Raw genomic sequence first — 16,658 nt, 5'->3', positions numbered from 1 at the left:
TTGATCAACCCAAACGGTTGCTGGCGCAAAGCCAGGGGCTGACGGGACCAAGACTGACCGGCGGGCGTTGCCCGGTGGATTAAGTTGGGAAGATAACACCATGATTCAGACAGAAAGCCGGCTCGAAGTAGCCGATAACACTGGTGCGCGCGAAGTGCTGTGCATCAAAGTGCTGGGTGGGTCCAAGCGCCGCTATGCGAGCGTGGGCGACATCATCAAGGTGACCGTTAAGGACGCAGCGCCGCGCGGTCGCGTGAAGAAGGGCGATATTTACAACGCCGTCGTCGTGCGTACCGCCAAGGGCGTACGTCGCGCTGATGGTTCGCTCGTCAAGTTCGACAGCAATGCCGCTGTCTTGCTGAACACCAAGCTCGAGCCGATCGGCACCCGTATTTTCGGGCCGGTGACTCGTGAACTCCGTACCGAGCGCTTCATGAAGATTGTGTCGCTCGCGCCGGAAGTGCTGTAAGGAGCCGCCATGAACAAGATTCGTAAAGGCGACGAAGTCATCGTCCTGACCGGAAAAGACAAGGGCAAGCGCGGCACCGTGCAAGCCATGCTCGGCGAGAAGGTTGTGGTGGAAGGCGTCAACGTGGCTAAGAAGCACGCACGTCCGAACCCCATGCTGGGCACCACCGGTGGTGTGGTCGACAAGGTCATGCCGCTGCATATTTCTAACGTTGCGCTCGTGGATGCCAATGGCAAGCCGTCGCGCGTCGGTATCAAGGTGGAAGACGGCAAGCGTGTACGCGTGCTGAAGACCACCGGTGCCGTCGTGGCAGCTTGATTCTGGGCACAGATAGGAGTTGAGCATGACTGCACGTCTGCAAGAGTTTTACAAAGAACAAGTAGTACCGAAGCTGATCGAACAGTTCGGCTTCAAGTCGGTCATGGAAGTGCCGCGTATCACCAAGATCACCCTGAACATGGGCCTTGGCGAAGCCATCAATGACAAGAAGGTCATTGAGCTGGCCGTGGGCGACCTGACCAAGATCGCCGGCCAAAAGCCGGTGGTGACCAAGGCCAAGAAGGCAATCGCCGGCTTCAAGATCCGCCAGGGTTATCCCATTGGCGCGATGGTGACGCTGCGCGGCGAACGCATGTTCGAATTCCTGGATCGTCTCGTGACCGTGGCCCTGCCGCGCGTTCGTGACTTCCGTGGTGTTTCGGGCCGCTCGTTCGATGGTCGTGGCAACTACAACATCGGTGTGAAAGAGCAGATCATTTTCCCCGAAATCGAGTACGACAAGATCGACGCACTGCGTGGTCTGAACATCAGCATCACGACGACGGCGAAGAATGACGAGGAAGCCAAGGCCCTCCTCGCAGCATTCAAGTTCCCGTTCCGTAATTAAGGGGTAACCGTGGCTAAATTGGCTCTGATTGAACGTGAGAAGAAGCGCGCTAGGCTCGTGGCAAAGTATGCCGACAAGCGTGCGACCCTCAAGGCCATTATCGACGACCAAGAGAAGTCGGAAGAAGAGCGTTATAGCGCGCGTCTCGAGCTGCAGCAGCTCCCGCGCAACGCGAACCCGACTCGCCAGCGTAACCGCTGCGCGATCACCGGTCGTCCCCGCGGTACCTTCCGCAAGTTTGGCCTGGCGCGTAATAAGATCCGTGAAATCGCCTTCCGTGGCGAAATCCCGGGTCTGACGAAAGCCAGCTGGTAATTACGCACAGGCTACAGGAGAAACAGTATGAGCATGAGCGATCCTATCGCCGATATGCTGACGCGCATCCGCAACGCCCAAGGCGTGCAGAAAGTGTCGGTTGTCATGCCGTCGTCGAAGCTGAAAGTGGCAATCGCCAAGGTCCTTAAGGACGAAGGCTACATCGACGACTACGCCGTGAAAGAAGAAGGCGGCAAGGCACAACTGAGCATCGGTCTGAAGTACTACGCTGGCCGTCCGGTCATCGAGCGCATTGAGCGCGTCTCGAAGCCTGGTCTGCGCGTGTACAAGGGCCGCAGCGACATCCCCAAGTGATGAACGGCCTCGGCGTCGCAATCATCTCGACCCCGCAGGGTCTGATGACCGATCGCAAGGCACGTGCCACTGGCGTGGGCGGCGAAGTTCTTTGCTACGTCGCGTAAGGAGTAAACCATGTCCCGTGTAGGTAAGGCTCCCATCGCGCTGCCCAAAGGCGCAGAAGTTAATCTGGCAGCTGGCGTGCTCTCCGTTAAGGGCCCGCTCGGCACGCTGACGCAGCCGATCCACAGCCTGGTCAAGGTCAATGTCGAAAACGACACGCTGACTTTCGCCCCCGCTGATGAATCGCGCGAAGCAAACGCACTGCAGGGCACCATGCGCGCCCTGGTGGCCAATATGGTCAAGGGTGTAACCGCCGGTTTCGAGCGCAAGCTTAACCTGGTCGGCGTGGGCTATCGTGCCCAGCTGCAAGGTACTGCGCTGAAGCTCCAGCTTGGTTTCTCGCACGACGTGATCCATGCGATGCCGGAAGGCGTGACGGCGGCAACGCCCACGCAGACCGAGATCATCATCAAGGGTGCGGACAAGCAGAAAGTCGGTCAGGTGGCAGCGGAAGTCCGCGCGTACCGTCCGCCTGAGCCCTATAAGGGCAAGGGCGTTCGCTACTCGGACGAGCGCGTCATCCTGAAGGAAACCAAGAAGAAGTAAGGGGTGCAATCATGAACAAGAAAGACGCTCGTTTGCGCCGTGCACGTCAGACCCGCGCCAAAATCGCGGAGTTGAAGATCAATCGTCTGACCGTGTTCCGTACGAATTCGCATATTTACGCCCAGGTCTACTCGCCGTGCGGCACGCAAGTGTTGGCATCGGCTTCGACCGCCGAGGCAGAAGTGCGCAAGGAACTGACTGGCAGCGGTGCTACCGCCGCCGCCGCGACCCTGATTGGCAAGCGCATCGCCGAAAAGGCGAAGGCAGCTGGCGTGGAAACCGTTGCGTTCGATCGCGGCGGCTTCCGCTTCCATGGTCGCGTGAAGGCACTGGCTGACGCAGCGCGCGAAGCCGGCCTTAAGTTCTAAGCGCACATAGAGAGATACGTCATGGCAAAAATGCAAGCAAAAGTCCAGCAGGACGAACGCGACGACGGCCTCCGCGAGAAGATGATCTCGGTCAACCGTGTCACCAAGGTGGTGAAGGGTGGCCGGATTCTCGGTTTCGCTGCGCTGACCGTGGTTGGTGACGGCGATGGCCGCATCGGCATGGGCAAGGGCAAGGCTAAGGAAGTGCCGGTTGCAGTTCAGAAGGCAATGGACGAAGCCCGTCGCAAGATGGTCAAGGTCTCGCTGAAGAACGGCACGCTGCAACATGAAGTCGTTGGCAAGCACGGCGCCGCCAAGGTGCTGATGATGCCCGCGAAGGAAGGTACCGGCGTGATCGCTGGCGGCCCGATGCGCGCGATTTTCGAAGTGATGGGCGTGACCAACGTCGTGACCAAGTCGCACGGCTCGACCAATCCGTACAACATGGTTCGCGCCACGCTGGACGGTCTTCAAAAGATGAGCACGCCGGGCGAGATCGCCGCAAAGCGTGGCAAGTCTGTTGAAGACATCCTCGGTTAAGGAGTCGGACGAAATGTCGCAACAAACCGTAAAAGTGCAAGCTCGTGCGCAGCCTGATCGGCACGCGTGAGGATCATCGCGCCACCGTACGTGGCCTGGGCCTGCGCCGTATCAATTCGGTGTCGGAGCTGCAGGACACGCCCGCTGTTCGCGGCATGATCAACAAGGTGTCGTACCTGGTCAAGGTTCTGGCCTGATACCGGGACACGGAGAGCAAGATGCAACTCAACAACCTGAAACCGGCTGACGGTTCGAAGCACGCAAAGCGTCGCGTCGGCCGCGGTATCGGCTCCGGCCTGGGCAAGACTGCCGGTCGTGGTCACAAGGGTCAGAAGTCGCGTTCGGGCGGCTTCCACAAGGTCGGCTTCGAAGGCGGTCAAATGCCGCTGTATCGTCGCCTGCCGAAGCGTGGCTTCACCTCGCTCACGAAGATCTTCACCGCTGAGGTGAGCCTGCGTGACATCGAGCGTCTGGAAGCCACCGAGGTGGACCTGCTGGTTCTGAAGCAGGCTGGCCTGGTGACTGAGCTGGTCAAGAGCGCCAAGATCATCAAGGCTGGCGAGCTGACCCGCAAGGTAACGATCAAGGGTCTGGGCGCCACCGCTGGTGCCAAGGCTGCGATCGAAGCCGCCGGCGGTCAGATCGCGGCGTAATTTAGCAGCAGATTTCGCAGCATAGGCGAGTCACAGTCGGAGCATCGTTTGGCCACGGCGAAACCCAATGCAAGCACGCAAGCCAAGAACACGGCGAAGTACGGCGACCTAAAGCGCCGGCTGATGTTCCTGGTGCTGGCCTTGATCGTGTACCGCATCGGAGCGCATATTCCGGTGCCGGGAATCGATCCGGAACAGCTTGCGAAGCTTTTCCAGAGTCAGTCAGGTGGCATCCTCGGGATGTTCAACCTGTTCTCGGGCGGTGCACTGTCGCGCTTTACCGTCTTCGCGCTCGGCATCATGCCGTACATCTCGGCGTCGATCATCATGCAATTGCTGACGATCGTGCTGCCGCAGCTGGAGTCGTTGAAGAAGGAAGGGCAGGCGGGTCAACGCAAGATCACGCAGTACACGCGCTACGGCACGGTGGTTCTGGCCACCTTCCAGGCGCTGTCGATTGCAGTCGCGCTGGAATCTCAGCCTGGTCTGGTGATCGATGCGGGCCTGATGTTCCGGGCGACCGCGGTGATCACGCTGGTGACCGGTACGATGTTCCTGATGTGGCTGGGTGAGCAGATCACCGAGCGGGGTCTGGGCAACGGCATCTCGATCATCATCTTCGGCGGTATCGCGGCGGGCTTGCCCAACGCGATCGGCGGGCTCTTCGAACTGGTTCGCACCGGTTCCATGAGCATCATTGCATCGATCCTGATCGTTGCAATCATCGCCGGTGTTACCTTCGCCGTGGTGTTTGTCGAGCGTGGCCAGCGCAAGATCCTGGTGAACTATGCCAAGCGTCAGGTCGGCAACAAGGTGTACGGCGGTCAGTCGTCGCACCTGCCGCTGAAGCTGAACATGGCAGGGGTGATTCCGCCGATCTTCGCATCGTCGATCATCCTGTTCCCGGCGACCATCGCGGGCTGGTTCACGTCTGACTCGACGAGCGCTGCCGGCCGGTTCATCAAGGACCTGGCTGCGACGCTTTCGCCGGGACAGCCGGTCTACATCCTGCTGTACGCTGCTGCAATTATATTTTTCTGCTTCTTCTATACGGCTCTTGTGTACAACAGCCGGGAAGTCGCGGACAACCTGAAGAAAAGCGGTGCCTTCATTCCGGGCATTCGTCCGGGCGAGCAGACGACGCGCTACATCGACAAGATTCTTGTCCGTCTGACGCTGGCTGGTGCGATCTACATCACACTGGTCTGCCTGTTGCCGGAATTCCTGGTACTGCGCTGGAACGTTCCGTTCTATTTTGGCGGAACCTCGTTGCTGATCATCGTGGTCGTCACGATGGACTTCATGGCCCAGGTCCAATCCTATGTCATGTCGCAGCAATATGAGTCCCTGCTGAAGAAAGCGAATTTCAAGGGTAATCTGACCTTGCGCTGAAGCCGGGTCGGTACAGGCTAGGTATGGCAAAAGACGACGTCATCCAGATGCAGGGGAGGTCCTGGAAAACCTTCCCAACGCGACGTTCCGCGTCAAACTGGAAAACGGCCATGTAGTGCTGGGCCATATCTCCGGCAAGATGCGAATGAACTACATCCGGATTCTTCCGGGTGATCGGGTGACGGTTGAACTGACCCCATATGATCTGTCACGCGCGCGCATCGTCTTTCGGACGAAGTGAAGCGAACAGGAATTGAAGGAAGAGGAAAATCATGAAAGTGCTGGCTTCTGTTAAGCGCATTTGCCGCAACTGCAAAGTTATCAAGCGCAACGGTGTCGTGCGCGTGATCTGCTCGTCGGATCCCCGCCACAAGCAACGCCAAGGCTAATCGGAAAGAGGATTGACGAATGGCACGTATCGCAGGGGTTAACATCCCGAACCACAAGCATACCGAGATCGGCCTGACGGCTATTTACGGTATCGGCCGCTCGCGCGCCCGCAAGATTTGCGTGGCCACCGGCGTTCCCTTTGACAAGAAGGTCAAGGACCTGACCGACGGCGACCTGGAAAAGCTTCGTGACGAAGTAGCCAAGGCCACGGTTGAGGGTGACCTGCGTCGTGAAACCACGATGAACATCAAGCGTCTCATGGACCTTGGTTGCTATCGTGGCGTCCGTCACCGCAGGGGTCTCCCGATGCGCGGTCAGCGCACCCGCACCAACGCCCGTACCCGCAAGGGTCCGCGTAAGGCCGGCGTGGCTCTGAAGAAGTAAAGCCGAAGGCAGAGGAAGAAACTAATGGCAAAAGGTCCGAATAACGCCGCCCAGCGCGCGCGTAAGAAGGTCAAGAAGAACGTTGCCGACGGCATTGCGCACGTCCACGCTTCGTTCAACAACACCATCATCACGATCACCGACCGTCAGGGCAACGCTCTGGCATGGGCAACCTCGGGTGGCCAGGGCTTCAAGGGTTCGCGTAAGTCGACGCCCTTCGCAGCTCAGGTTGCTGCAGAGAACGCCGGCCGCGTGGCGCAAGATCAGGGTATCAAGAACCTGGACGTGCGCATCAAGGGCCCCGGCCCTGGCCGTGAATCGGCTGTGCGCGCGTTGAACGCGCTCGGCATCAAGATCTCGATTATCGAAGACGTGACGCCAGTGCCGCACAACGGCTGCCGTCCGCCCAAGCGTCGTCGGATCTAAGCGCCGGTGTGATACCCGGGCCGCGGGTGAGGTCTTCCTCCCTCTCTGCCCGGTGTGGTAGCATCGCACGTTGACCTGCTGCATATGCTTTGCGGCAGGTTTTCGTTTTGCGTTTTTGTGTTTGGCGATTGGCCTCATGGCCCGCCGCCTGGTGCAAGTAGTCAGTCATATGCTTTTGCGCGTGCCCTCAGGGGAATGCGCTGGATAAGCCCACCGTCTGCCACTCATGCGTCCCTAGAACGGACGGAGAAGGCGGACTCGCGGCGCGTCGAACAAGGCGCCGCGATCGATCAGGAAGGAAGATAAAGTGGCACGTTATATCGGCCCGAAGGCCAAACTATCCCGTCGTGAAGGTACCGACCTGTTCCTGAAGAGCGCACGCCGCTCGCTTGCAGACAAGTGCAAGCTGGACAGCAAGCCGGGCCAGCACGGCCGCACCTCGGGTGCACGCACCTCCGACTATGGCAACCAACTGCGCGAAAAGCAGAAGGTCAAGCGTATCTATGGCGTGCTCGAGCGTCAGTTCCGCCGCTACTTCGCTGAAGCCGACCGCCGCAAGGGCAACACCGGCGAGAAGCTGCTGCAACTGCTGGAATCGCGCCTGGACAACGTCGTGTACCGCATGGGCTTTGGCTCGACCCGCGCTGAAGCGCGCCAGCTGGTGTCGCACAAGGCGATCCTGCTGAACGGTCAAGCCCTGAACGTGCCGTCGGCACAAGTCAAGGCTGGTGACGTCATCACCATCCGCGAGCAGTCGAAGAAGCAAGTCCGTATCGCCGAAGCGCTGTCGCTGGCTGAGCAATCGGGTTTCCCGGCATGGGTTGCCGTGGACGCGAAGAAGTTCGAAGGCACATTCAAGCAAGTGCCGGATCGCGCCGATATCTCGGGTGACATCAACGAAAGCCTGATCGTCGAATTGTATTCGCGTTAATCACTCGAATTCTGTCCGACACCATCGAACGGTCAGGGGCTTGCGTTTCCCGTCAAGCTTCACATTCAGCCCGACGCGCTGCCGCGCGCCGGGCTTATTGCCCATCGTGCGATGGGATTTTCAGGTTCCATACGTCAGCCTTATCGGTGTAACGAGCCGAGGGTATTGAAAAGGACAACCTAATGCAAACAGCACTACTCAAGCCTAAAATTATTGCCGTGGAGCCGCTCGGCGACCATCACGCCAAGGTCGTGATGGAGCCGTTCGAGCGTGGCTATGGCCATACGCTCGGTAACGCCCTGCGTCGCGTGCTGCTGTCGTCGATGGTCGGTTATGCCCCGACCGAAGTCACGATCGCTGGGGTGGTCCATGAGTACTCCACCATCGATGGCGTGCAGGAAGACGTAGTCAACCTGCTGCTGAATCTGAAGGGTGTGGTCTTCAAGCTGCACAACCGCGACGAAGTCACGGTCTCGCTGCGCAAGGAAGGCGAAGGCGTTGTGACGGCAGCCGATATCGAGCTGCCCCACGATGTCGAGATCATCAACCCCGGCCACGTGATCGCTCACCTGTCGGCAGGCGGCAAGCTCGATATGCAGATCAAGGTCGAACAAGGCCGTGGTTATGTGCCGGGCAACGTGCGCAAGTTCGGCGACGAAGCGGGCAAGGTGATCGGCCGCATCGTGCTGGACGCTTCGTTCTCGCCGGTGCGCCGCGTTTCGTACGCAGTCGAATCGGCTCGTGTGGAACAGCGTACCGACCTCGACAAGCTGGTGATGAACATCGAAACCGACGGCGTGATCTCGCCCGAGGAAGCGATTCGTCAATCGGCGCGCATCCTGGTCGACCAGTTGTCGGTGTTCGCCGCGCTGGAAGGCACCGAGTCGTCGGCGGAAGCCGCTTCGAGCCGTACGCCGCAGATCGATCCGATCCTGCTGCGCCCGGTCGACGACCTGGAGCTGACGGTGCGTTCGGCCAACTGCCTGAAGGCCGAAAACATCTACTACATCGGCGACCTGATCCAGCGTACCGAAAATGAGCTGCTGAAGACCCCGAACCTGGGTCGCAAGTCGCTCAACGAAATCAAGGAAGTGCTGGCTTCGCGCGGCCTGACCCTCGGCATGAAGCTCGAGAACTGGCCGCCCGCAGGGCTGGAGAAGTAATAGCCGGGCGCGGTGGCGGGCTTGTCCAGCCACCGCGCCAGGTCATCCCGGCGACCGGCATGTGCCGGCTGCCCTAATAGACTACCGGCCCGCGCCGAACCGGGAAGCATCCCGGCCAAGCGATAGAAGAGCTGGTCAAACATTGCAATAAAGGAATCATCATGCGTCACCGTCATGGTTTGCGGAAACTGAACCGCACCTCGTCGCACCGTCTCGCGATGCTGCGCAACATGTCCAACTCGCTGTTCCAGCACGAGCTGATCAAGACCACCCTGCCCAAGGCCAAGGAACTGCGCAAGGTTGTCGAGCCCCTGATCACGCTGGCCAAGAAGGACACCGTTGCCAATCGCCGCCTGGCTTTCGCCCGCCTGCGCGACCGCGACATGGTCACCAAGCTGTTCAACGAACTCGGCCCGCGTTACAACGCACGTCCGGGTGGCTACACCCGTATCCTGAAGTTCGGTTTCCGCCAAGGCGACAATGCGCCGATGGCGCTGGTCGAACTGGTTGACCGCCCGGAAATCACCGAAGCGCCGGCTGAGGAAGCAGGCGAATAAGGTTGATGCCGTCCCGGCCGCTTGCGACCTTTGGTCGCGGCGACCCGCGCGGACACCGCTTACAATCGAGCCAGGCTATATGCCTGGCTCTTTTGTTTTCCGGGGCCGGCGTGCCGGAATGCCGCCGCCGGGCAGCCTGTGGCCTGGGAGGAAGTTTTGATGGGCGAAGCAATATTGGTGATGACGTCGCTGCCGGACGCCGAGTCCGCGGGGCGTGTAGCAAGGGCCGTGCTGGAGTCGAGGCTGGCGGCATGCGTGAACCGGCTCGCGCCGTGCGAGTCCGAGTACTGGTGGCAAGGTGAGATCGAAAGCGCACGCGAGTGGCCGCTGATGATCAAGACCACCCAGGAGCGCTACGCCGCGCTGGAGGCAGCGATCCGGCTCGCGCACCCGTACGAGGTGCCGGAGATCGTGGCGCTGCCGCTGGTCGCCGGATTCGCGCCCTATCTGGCATGGGTGGCGCATGAAACCCGAACGGGCGCGGACGAGGGCGACAGCGCCTGACGCGAGCGCGATGCGGACAGAACGAATGACACTTCAAAGGCAGGGCATGAGTTTCAGAGTGAGCGCGAACGCTTCGAGGGGGCCCCGGGCCGTGCAAGCCGTGCGGCATAGTGCCGCAGTGCGGCTGCTGATCATGCTGTTTGCCTCGCTCTGGCTATGCCTTGCCGGCGTGGCGCATGGCGCCGACGACGATTTCCTGCCGCCTGAGCAAGCCTTCCGTTTTGCCGCGCATCAGGTCGATGCGAAGACGATCGAGGTTCGCTTCGATGTGGCGGACGGCTATTACCTCTACCGCGATCGCTTCGCCTTTGCGGCGCAGCCTGCATCCGTCAAGCTGGGCGCACCGGTGTTCCCGCCCGGCAAGGTCAAGTTCGACGAGACGTTCGGCAAGGAGATGGAAACCTATCACGGCGGGCTGACCATCCGCCTGCCGGTGGAATCTGCCCCGGCCGACGGCAAATGGTCGCTGGTGGTGACCTCCCAGGGCTGCGCCGACAAGGGCCTGTGCTATCCGCCGCAGGAAAGTGTGTTCAAGGTCGGCGGTGGTGTGCTCGACAGCCTGTTCGGCAAGCGGGCACCGGCGGATTCCAGCAGCATCGGCAACGGCCCGGCCGCCGCAAGCGGCGACGCGGCGGGGGCCGCGGCATCGACCGGGCCCTCCCCGCCCAACCGGCACCCGCGGCCGACGAGAACGACCGCATTGCCGGCGCCCTGGCCAGCCGCAACCTCGGCGTGATCGCCGCGCTGTTCTTCGGCCTGGGCTTGCTGCTGACCTTCACGCCGTGCGTGTTACCCATGGTGCCCATCCTGTCGTCGATCGTGGTGGGCGAGCATGTCACGCGCAAGCGCGCCCTGCTGGTGTCGCTGTCCTATGTGCTCGGCATGGCGGTGGTCTACACCGGCATCGGCGTGGCGGCGGGCCTGCTCGGCGAGGGCCTCTCGGCGGCGCTGCAGGCGCCGTGGGTGCTGGTTGCCTTCGCGCTGCTGATGGTGGCGCTGTCGCTGTCCATGTTCGGTCTCTACGAGCTGCAGCTGCCGCAGCACTGGCAGACCCGGCTGACGGCGTCGTCCAACCGCCGCCAGGGCGGCCAGCTCGCCGGCGCCGCAGCCATGGGCGCAATCTCGGCGCTGATCGTCGGGCCGTGCGTGACGGCGCCACTGGCCGGTGCGCTGGCCTATATCGCGCGCACCGGCGATGCCGTAGTCGGCGGCGGTGCGCTGTTTGCCATGGCGCTCGGCATGGGCGTGCCGCTGCTGCTGGTGGGCGTGGGGGCAGGCAACCTGCTGCCGCGCGCCGGGCGCTGGATGGAGACGACCAAGCGCTTCTTTGGCTTCCTGCTGCTGGGCGTGGCGCTCTGGATGGTGAGCCCGGTGCTGCCGGCGTGGGCGCTGATGGCGGGCTGGGCTGCGCTGCTGCTGGTTGGCGCGGTGTTCCTGAGCGCCTTCGATTCGCTCGGCCCCGATGCGCATGGCTTGGCCAGGGTAGGCAAGGGCCTGGGCCTGCTGGCGGCGCTGGCGGGGGCCATCCTGCTGGTGGGGCTCGCATCCGGTAGCCGGGACCCCCTGCAGCCGCTGGCGCACCTGAGTGCCGCGCGCTCGGCGCCGGAAGCGGCAGCCGGCGGTGTGTCCGAGGTGCGGTTCGAGCGGGTTCGCTCGGTTGCCGAGCTCGACGCGCGCGTGGCGCAGGCCGCCGCCGCAGGCAAGCCGGTGCTGCTCGATTTTTATGCCGACTGGTGCGTGAGCTGCAAGGAGATGGAGCGGTTCACCTTTACGGATAAGCGCGTGCGGGCGCGGTTGTCCGAGGTCGTGATGCTGCAGGCGGACGTCACGCGGAACAACGTCGATGACCGTGCGCTGCTCAAGCGCTTCGGGTTGTTCGGCCCCCGGGCATCATCCTGTACGGCGCCGACGGGCGCGAGCGGCCGGTCCGCGCGATCGGCTACCAGCCGGCCACGCGCTTTCTCGACACGCTGTCGCGTGCGCTCGATGCCAAGGCCAGCACTTGACACGTACCTGAGACGTATCCGAGACGTACCTGAAATACCCGAAGCGCCAGCTTCGGCAGGCGCCGGCTAGCTTCGCTCCAGCCGGCGTCCCAGCGCCCATACCGCGGCCAGCACCACCACCACCGCCCCCATCAGCGCCAGCGACCACCAGAAGCCCTGCGGCTCGCGCAGCCATGGCATGCGGTCGAAGTTCATGCCGAAGATGCCGGTGATCAGCGTGAGCGGCATGAACAGCGCGGTGATCAGCGTCAGCGTGCGCATGGTCCGATTGGTACGGTGCGCCACCGATGAAAAGTGGATCTGCACCGCGGACTCGATCGAGTCCTCCAGCCGGCGGGCATGTGCGAGCACACGCGAGATGTGCTCCATCACGTCGTTGATCCGCACCAGCAGCGCATCGTCGCGGCCTGCCGTGTTTGGCGCACCTGGCGTGCCTGTGGCGGGCCCTTCACTCGCGATGCTGTAACTGTTGTCGAGCAAGCTGTCGCGGAACTCTTGCAGTGCATCGTGCTGCTCCTCGCATAGGTGCTCCAGGCGCCGCAGCTCGATGCGGGCGTCGAGCAATCCCTCCCAGCTGGAAAAGCTGCGCCGCGCGTTAAGCAGCGCGCGCTGCCACCGGTCGAGCTGGCGCGTCAGCGGTGCGCGCAGGTCCAGGTAGCGGTCGACCATGGCGTTGAGCAGCCGCAGCATCAGGTCTTCCGGGCGCGTTGGCGGGCGGATGCCATGCACCAGCGCGGCGTGACCGTTGGCCCGTGTCCTTGACGCCGCTTGCGGCCGCGGCGCCTGGCACAGCTCAAGCAGGCGCTGGCGCACCTGGTCCAGCGTGCGCGATTGCGCAGGCCGGACAGTCAGCAGCACGTTATCGAAGACGAAGAAAGTGACCGGCTGGGTATCGATCTTGGCCAGCGCGGGCAGGAAGCCCGGCGGGTAGCGGCGCGGCTTGGCCGGAGTGCTGGGTTTCGCGGCGGACTGCTGGCCGGTTGTCGCGGTAGCGGATGCTGCCGCCGCCTCTCCGCCAGCCTCGGCGATCAGCCGGCTGGTCTCGAACGTGAGCTTGCGGAAGATCACCATGTCGTAGGCATGCGTCGTATCGAAATACGACGGATGCGACGAATTGGTGGCATCGATGAGATGCAGGTCCAGTACCGGGGAGCCCGTCAGCGCCTGGACGTTGTCGCGCCAGGCCGTCGGCGCGGCGCAGACCTCCTCGATCGGCGTGTCGACCCAGACGAAGCGGGCCGCCGCATTGCCGGCGAGGAAATCGCGCGCCGCATCGAGGGAGGCGAGCGGATGGACCTGGCTGGCGGAAAAGCCTAGCAGTTGCATCCGGGCCGGTTCAGCGCGTGAGCAGGCGAGCGGCGTCGCGTGCGAAATAGGTCAGGATGCCATCGGCGCCGGCGCGGCGGAAAGCCAGCAGCGATTCCATCATGACCTTGTCGTGATCCAGCCAGCCATTCTGGGCGGCGGCCTTGAGCATCGCGTACTCGCCGCTGACCTGGTAGACGTAGGTGGGGAAACGGAACTCGTCCTTCACGCGCCGCAGGATGTCGAGGTAAGGCATGCCGGGCTTGACCATCACCATGTCAGCGCCTTCCATGATGTCCTGCGCCACTTCGCGCAAGGCCTCATCGGAGTTGGCCGGGTCCATCTGGTAGGTCATCTTGTTGCCCTTGCCCAGGTTGGCCGCCGAGCCCACCGCATCGCGGAACGGGCCGTAGAAGGCCGAGGCGAACTTGGCCGAGTACGCCATGATCCGCGTATGGATATAGCCGCCATCTTCCAGCGCCGCGCGCACGGCGCCGATGCGCCCGTCCATCATGTCCGAGGGCGCCACGATATCCACGCCGGCCGCGGCCTGCGTCAGTGCCTGCTTGACCAGGATCTCCACGGTGACGTCGTTGATCACGTAGCCGTCGTCGTCCAGCACGCCGTCCTGGCCGTGGCTGGTGTACGGATCCAGCGCCACGTCGGTCAGCACGCCCAGCTCCGGGAAGCGGTCCTTGAGCACGCGCACGGCGCGCGGGATCAGGCCTTCGGCGTTGGTCGCCTCGATGCCGTCGGGCGTCTTCAGGGCCGGGTCGATCACCGGGAACAGCGCGATGACCGGGATGCCAAGCTTCACGCAGTCTTGCGCCACCGGCAGCAGCAGGTCAATCGACAGACGCTCCACGCCGGGCATGGACGCCACGCTCTCGCGCTGGTTATGGCCGTCGACGATGAACACCGGATAGATCAGGTTGTCCGGCGACAAGCGGTTTTCGCGCATCAGCCTGCGTGAGAAATCATCACGGCGCATGCGGCGCGGACGGTACTCGGGAAAAGTGGACATGGCTTGAGAGGGGAGTCGGAGAAGAAGTGCGGGAGTCTGCCGGGCGGCTGGCGCGATGTGGCTGGCAAGTGCCTGACCAGGCCGCTTGTGAAAGAAAAACTAAACTTTTGATCTCGCCCGCTATCATACTCGCGGACACTCTGCGTTGCGCTTGCGTGATGCAGCGTCCCCCGCTACTCCTCCCTGAGCGGGTACCCGCCCTTAACCGGTGGGAAAGTTCGCCCCCGTTGCTTGCAACGGGGTTTTTTTGCCGGTTCATTTGCCGATTCTATTTGCCGATTCGACAACAGGGCGGGCGCAGGGGTGGGTACGCGTCGTGGCGCCCGTGGGATCAGTTCGCGGGCGCGTCGGGCGGCGTATCGTCCGCAGCCGCACTCGGTTCGGCTTCCGTTTCAGCTTCCGGCGCTGCCGCGGCGTTGTTGCCCGGGGCGGCGGGTGGCAGGGCCTCGGGCAGGGACAGCCAACCCGCCACCACGCGCTGGGCTTCCTCGATGCCGCGGCGCTTCAGGCTGGAGAACAGCTGCGCGGTCAGGGGCACGGGCGTGTCGAGCTGCTCGGCGTAGCCGGCCAGTACCTTGCGGGTTTCGCGCAAGGCGAGGGCGTTCTCGCTGTTGGTCAGCTTGTCGGCCTTGGTCAGCAGCACGTGAATGGGCCGGCCCGTGGGCAGGAACCACTCGACCATCTGGCAATCGAGGTCGGTAAAGGGGCGGCGCGCGTCCATCATCAGCACCAGGCCGGACAGTTGCGAGCGGGTCTGCACGTAGTCGCTCAGCAACGCTTGCCAGTGGAACTTGGCCGATCCCGACACCTGCGCATAGCCGTAGCCGGGCAAGTCGACGAGGAAGGCGAGCGGGTCCGGCGCCTTGACCGGGGCCACGCCGAAGAAGTTGATGTGCTGGGTGCGGCCCGGCGTGCGCGACGAGAAAGCCAGCCGCTTCTGGTTGCACAGGATGTTGATGGCGGTGGATTTGCCGGCGTTGGAGCGGCCGGCGAACGCCACTTCCGGCACGGCCGTGGCAGGCAGGTCGCGCAGGTGATTGACGGTAACGAAAAAGCGGGCCTGATGTAGGAGGGACATGCGCTTGGGCGATGGGGCGGGTGGGGGCGGGCTGCCGCCTGGGTTCAGGCGGGTTCGCCGGCGTCACCGCGCCGATGTGGGTGAGGTGGGCGGCACATGCTGCCGCCTGGATGGCCGGGGCTGGCGTCTGGCCGCGTCGCGGCGCGCACATCCTCTATCCGGCACACGATTTATTGTACAATAACGCGGTTAACGGCCTCCCGATTAGGTGACGCGCGGCATCCTTGGCCTCGCATTTATCTGACAGGGAAGTCTTGCGTGTCCGTTCCATTGTGGTAGCAAGCCTGTTAGTCCCTGTTACGGCGCCGAAGCGTGGTGCCGGCACAAGAGGGCCAACCGGGGGTCTGGGCCTGCTACCGGGATATTCGCACGGTCTGCCGCTCTCGTTCGCATGGGGGCGGTGCCATCCGGCTTTCGCCTGGGCGTTTTCTGGCTTCAGGCGAGCCGGCGGTCCGTCGTGATGAATTTCCGATGTCAAAGTGCCTGCCCATCGCGTCCTCACCGCGGGCAGTGTGCTGAACGGCGTGCCCCATGGAATTCAAAACAATTCAGACAAGGTGTGCGAATGAACCGCATTGCGAAACTTCTGGCTGTTGTGGCGCTGGCTCTGCCGGCAACTGCCATGACCGGTCTGGCATCTGCCGCAGAGCAGGCCGCCGCAAAGGCTGATCCGGCCAAGGGCGAAACCCTCTACACGCAAGGTGCCGCTGATCGCAATGTCCCGGCTTGCCTGAGCTGCCACGGCGCCAACGGCAACAGCGGCGGCGCCGCCAACCCGAAGCTGGCCGCCCAGCACCCCGAATACGTGCACAAGCAGCTCGACGACTTCAAGGCCAAGAGCCGCAGCAATGCCATCATGTCGCCCTACGCGGCCGCCTTGTCCGAGCAGGAAATGAAGGACGTCGGCGCCTACCTGGCCAAGCAGAGCCTCAAGCCGGCCACCGCCAAGAACAAGGACACCATCGAAGCCGGCCAGAAGATCTACCGAGGCGGCATTGCCGCCAAGGGCGTGCCGGCCTGCGCGGCTTGCCACGGCCCCACCGGCGCCGGCATTCCGGCCCAGTACCCGCGCATCGGCGGCCAATGGTCCGAGTACACCGAGGCGCAACTGGTTGCGTTCCGCCAGGGCACCCGCAAGAACAATCCCGTGATGACCACCGTCGCCGCCAAGATGTCGGATGCCGAGATCAAGGCCGTGGCCGATTACGTCGCAGGGATTCGCTAAGTCGTTCCGCGCCGGGCAGCCGGAGCACAGCAGCGGGCCTCGCCATCGCGAAGCGCCACGCCCACGTGCAACCAAG

22 protein-coding genes and 3 pseudogenes are annotated in these 16,658 nt (G+C 62.9%); 22 read left to right on the top strand and 3 right to left on the bottom strand.

Annotated elements, in window-relative coordinates:
• Positions 1 to 100 precede the first annotated feature (100 nt).
• The 21 genes and pseudogenes from rplN to dsbD all read left to right on the top strand — a co-directional run bounded on the left by rplN (position 101) and on the right by dsbD (position 12,020).
• A complete protein-coding gene (gene rplN, locus OMK73_RS26195) occupies positions 101 to 469 on the top strand; it encodes a 50S ribosomal protein L14 (RefSeq protein WP_017225233.1) in 369 nt (122 codons plus the stop codon).
• Between the two features lie 9 nt (positions 470 to 478).
• Positions 479 to 787, top strand: a complete 309-nt coding sequence (rplX, locus tag OMK73_RS26190) for a 50S ribosomal protein L24 (protein ID WP_043350346.1) — start codon at positions 479 to 481, stop codon at positions 785 to 787.
• A gap of 25 nt (positions 788 to 812) precedes the next feature.
• Positions 813 to 1,355, top strand: coding sequence for a 50S ribosomal protein L5 (rplE, locus tag OMK73_RS26185; RefSeq protein WP_006160458.1), 543 nt, complete (start codon positions 813 to 815; stop codon positions 1,353 to 1,355).
• 9 nt (positions 1,356 to 1,364) lie between these two features.
• Entirely contained in the window at positions 1,365 to 1,670 is a 306-nt protein-coding gene (gene rpsN / locus OMK73_RS26180; RefSeq protein WP_006160456.1) for a 30S ribosomal protein S14, read from the top strand.
• A 27-nt stretch (positions 1,671 to 1,697) separates the two neighbouring features.
• Positions 1,698 to 2,092, top strand: a pseudogene (gene rpsH, locus OMK73_RS26175) (30S ribosomal protein S8).
• A gap of 10 nt (positions 2,093 to 2,102) precedes the next feature.
• Complete coding sequence (rplF, locus tag OMK73_RS26170; RefSeq protein WP_267604573.1) at positions 2,103 to 2,636, top strand: 50S ribosomal protein L6; 534 nt, start codon at positions 2,103 to 2,105, stop codon at positions 2,634 to 2,636.
• 11 nt (positions 2,637 to 2,647) lie between these two features.
• Complete coding sequence (gene rplR, locus OMK73_RS26165; protein ID WP_043350338.1) at positions 2,648 to 3,004, top strand: 50S ribosomal protein L18; 357 nt, start codon at positions 2,648 to 2,650, stop codon at positions 3,002 to 3,004.
• Positions 3,005 to 3,025: 21 nt separating this feature from the next.
• On the top strand, positions 3,026 to 3,544 hold the full coding sequence (gene rpsE, locus OMK73_RS26160) for a 30S ribosomal protein S5 (protein WP_006160449.1): 519 nt from the start codon (positions 3,026 to 3,028) through the stop codon (positions 3,542 to 3,544).
• A 13-nt stretch (positions 3,545 to 3,557) separates the two neighbouring features.
• A pseudogene (gene rpmD / locus OMK73_RS26155) lies at positions 3,558 to 3,741 on the top strand (50S ribosomal protein L30).
• Positions 3,742 to 3,762: 21 nt separating this feature from the next.
• On the top strand, positions 3,763 to 4,197 hold the full coding sequence (gene rplO, locus OMK73_RS26150; RefSeq protein ID WP_267604571.1) for a 50S ribosomal protein L15: 435 nt from the start codon (positions 3,763 to 3,765) through the stop codon (positions 4,195 to 4,197).
• Between the two features lie 48 nt (positions 4,198 to 4,245).
• Positions 4,246 to 5,589, top strand: coding sequence for a preprotein translocase subunit SecY (secY, locus tag OMK73_RS26145; RefSeq protein WP_267604570.1), 1,344 nt, complete (start codon positions 4,246 to 4,248; stop codon positions 5,587 to 5,589).
• Positions 5,590 to 5,612: 23 nt separating this feature from the next.
• Positions 5,613 to 5,830, top strand: a pseudogene (gene infA / locus OMK73_RS26140) (translation initiation factor IF-1).
• Between the two features lie 31 nt (positions 5,831 to 5,861).
• The gene (gene rpmJ / locus OMK73_RS26135) at positions 5,862 to 5,978 is read left to right on the top strand and encodes a 50S ribosomal protein L36 (RefSeq protein WP_006160433.1); all 117 of its coding nucleotides are present in this window, start codon (positions 5,862 to 5,864) and stop codon (positions 5,976 to 5,978) included.
• 19 nt (positions 5,979 to 5,997) lie between these two features.
• Positions 5,998 to 6,363 (top strand): 30S ribosomal protein S13, encoded by a 366-nt coding sequence (gene rpsM, locus OMK73_RS26130; protein ID WP_006160431.1) that lies wholly within the window; start codon positions 5,998 to 6,000, stop codon positions 6,361 to 6,363.
• Positions 6,364 to 6,387: 24 nt separating this feature from the next.
• Positions 6,388 to 6,789 (top strand): 30S ribosomal protein S11, encoded by a 402-nt coding sequence (gene rpsK / locus OMK73_RS26125; protein WP_006160430.1) that lies wholly within the window; start codon positions 6,388 to 6,390, stop codon positions 6,787 to 6,789.
• Between the two features lie 307 nt (positions 6,790 to 7,096).
• Positions 7,097 to 7,720 (top strand): 30S ribosomal protein S4, encoded by a 624-nt coding sequence (rpsD, locus tag OMK73_RS26120; protein ID WP_006160429.1) that lies wholly within the window; start codon positions 7,097 to 7,099, stop codon positions 7,718 to 7,720.
• A 182-nt stretch (positions 7,721 to 7,902) separates the two neighbouring features.
• Complete coding sequence (locus tag OMK73_RS26115; protein WP_006160428.1) at positions 7,903 to 8,883, top strand: DNA-directed RNA polymerase subunit alpha; 981 nt, start codon at positions 7,903 to 7,905, stop codon at positions 8,881 to 8,883.
• A 161-nt stretch (positions 8,884 to 9,044) separates the two neighbouring features.
• Positions 9,045 to 9,440, top strand: coding sequence for a 50S ribosomal protein L17 (rplQ, locus tag OMK73_RS26110; protein WP_006160427.1), 396 nt, complete (start codon positions 9,045 to 9,047; stop codon positions 9,438 to 9,440).
• 159 nt (positions 9,441 to 9,599) lie between these two features.
• Positions 9,600 to 9,944 carry a divalent-cation tolerance protein CutA gene (cutA, locus tag OMK73_RS26105; RefSeq protein WP_267604569.1) on the top strand — a complete coding sequence of 115 codons (345 nt, stop codon included), beginning with the start codon at positions 9,600 to 9,602 and terminating at the stop codon, positions 9,942 to 9,944.
• Positions 9,945 to 10,002: 58 nt separating this feature from the next.
• Positions 10,003 to 10,680, top strand: coding sequence for a protein-disulfide reductase DsbD N-terminal domain-containing protein (locus OMK73_RS38430; RefSeq protein ID WP_324291766.1), 678 nt, complete (start codon positions 10,003 to 10,005; stop codon positions 10,678 to 10,680).
• On the top strand, positions 10,677 to 12,020 hold the full coding sequence (gene dsbD / locus OMK73_RS26100; RefSeq protein ID WP_324291765.1) for a protein-disulfide reductase DsbD: 1,344 nt from the start codon (positions 10,677 to 10,679) through the stop codon (positions 12,018 to 12,020). Before OMK73_RS38430 ends, dsbD begins: the two co-directional genes overlap by 4 nt.
• Here dsbD and OMK73_RS26095 read toward each other — a convergent pair.
• From OMK73_RS26095 to yihA, 3 genes are all read right to left on the bottom strand, one after another.
• Complete coding sequence (locus tag OMK73_RS26095; RefSeq protein ID WP_267604568.1) at positions 12,017 to 13,276, bottom strand: magnesium transporter CorA family protein; 1,260 nt, start codon at positions 13,274 to 13,276, stop codon at positions 12,017 to 12,019. The genes dsbD and OMK73_RS26095 overlap by 4 nt on opposite strands.
• Before the next feature lie 10 nt (positions 13,277 to 13,286).
• On the bottom strand, positions 13,287 to 14,279 hold the full coding sequence (gene hemB, locus OMK73_RS26090) for a porphobilinogen synthase (RefSeq protein ID WP_267604567.1): 993 nt from the start codon (positions 14,277 to 14,279) through the stop codon (positions 13,287 to 13,289).
• A gap of 331 nt (positions 14,280 to 14,610) precedes the next feature.
• Positions 14,611 to 15,357, bottom strand: coding sequence for a ribosome biogenesis GTP-binding protein YihA/YsxC (gene yihA / locus OMK73_RS26085; RefSeq protein ID WP_267604566.1), 747 nt, complete (start codon positions 15,355 to 15,357; stop codon positions 14,611 to 14,613).
• Between the two features lie 565 nt (positions 15,358 to 15,922).
• On the opposite strand from yihA, the gene OMK73_RS26080 reads away from it, so the two are divergent.
• On the top strand, positions 15,923 to 16,582 hold the full coding sequence (locus OMK73_RS26080; RefSeq protein ID WP_267604565.1) for a c-type cytochrome: 660 nt from the start codon (positions 15,923 to 15,925) through the stop codon (positions 16,580 to 16,582).
• Positions 16,583 to 16,658 lie beyond the last annotated feature (76 nt).

It is taken from the genome of Cupriavidus sp. D39 (genome assembly GCF_026627925.1).
GTDB classification, from domain to species: domain Bacteria; phylum Pseudomonadota; class Gammaproteobacteria; order Burkholderiales; family Burkholderiaceae; genus Cupriavidus; species Cupriavidus ulmosensis.
Note: the sequence above shows the minus strand (reverse complement) of the source record. Positions and strands in the feature narration are given on the sequence as shown.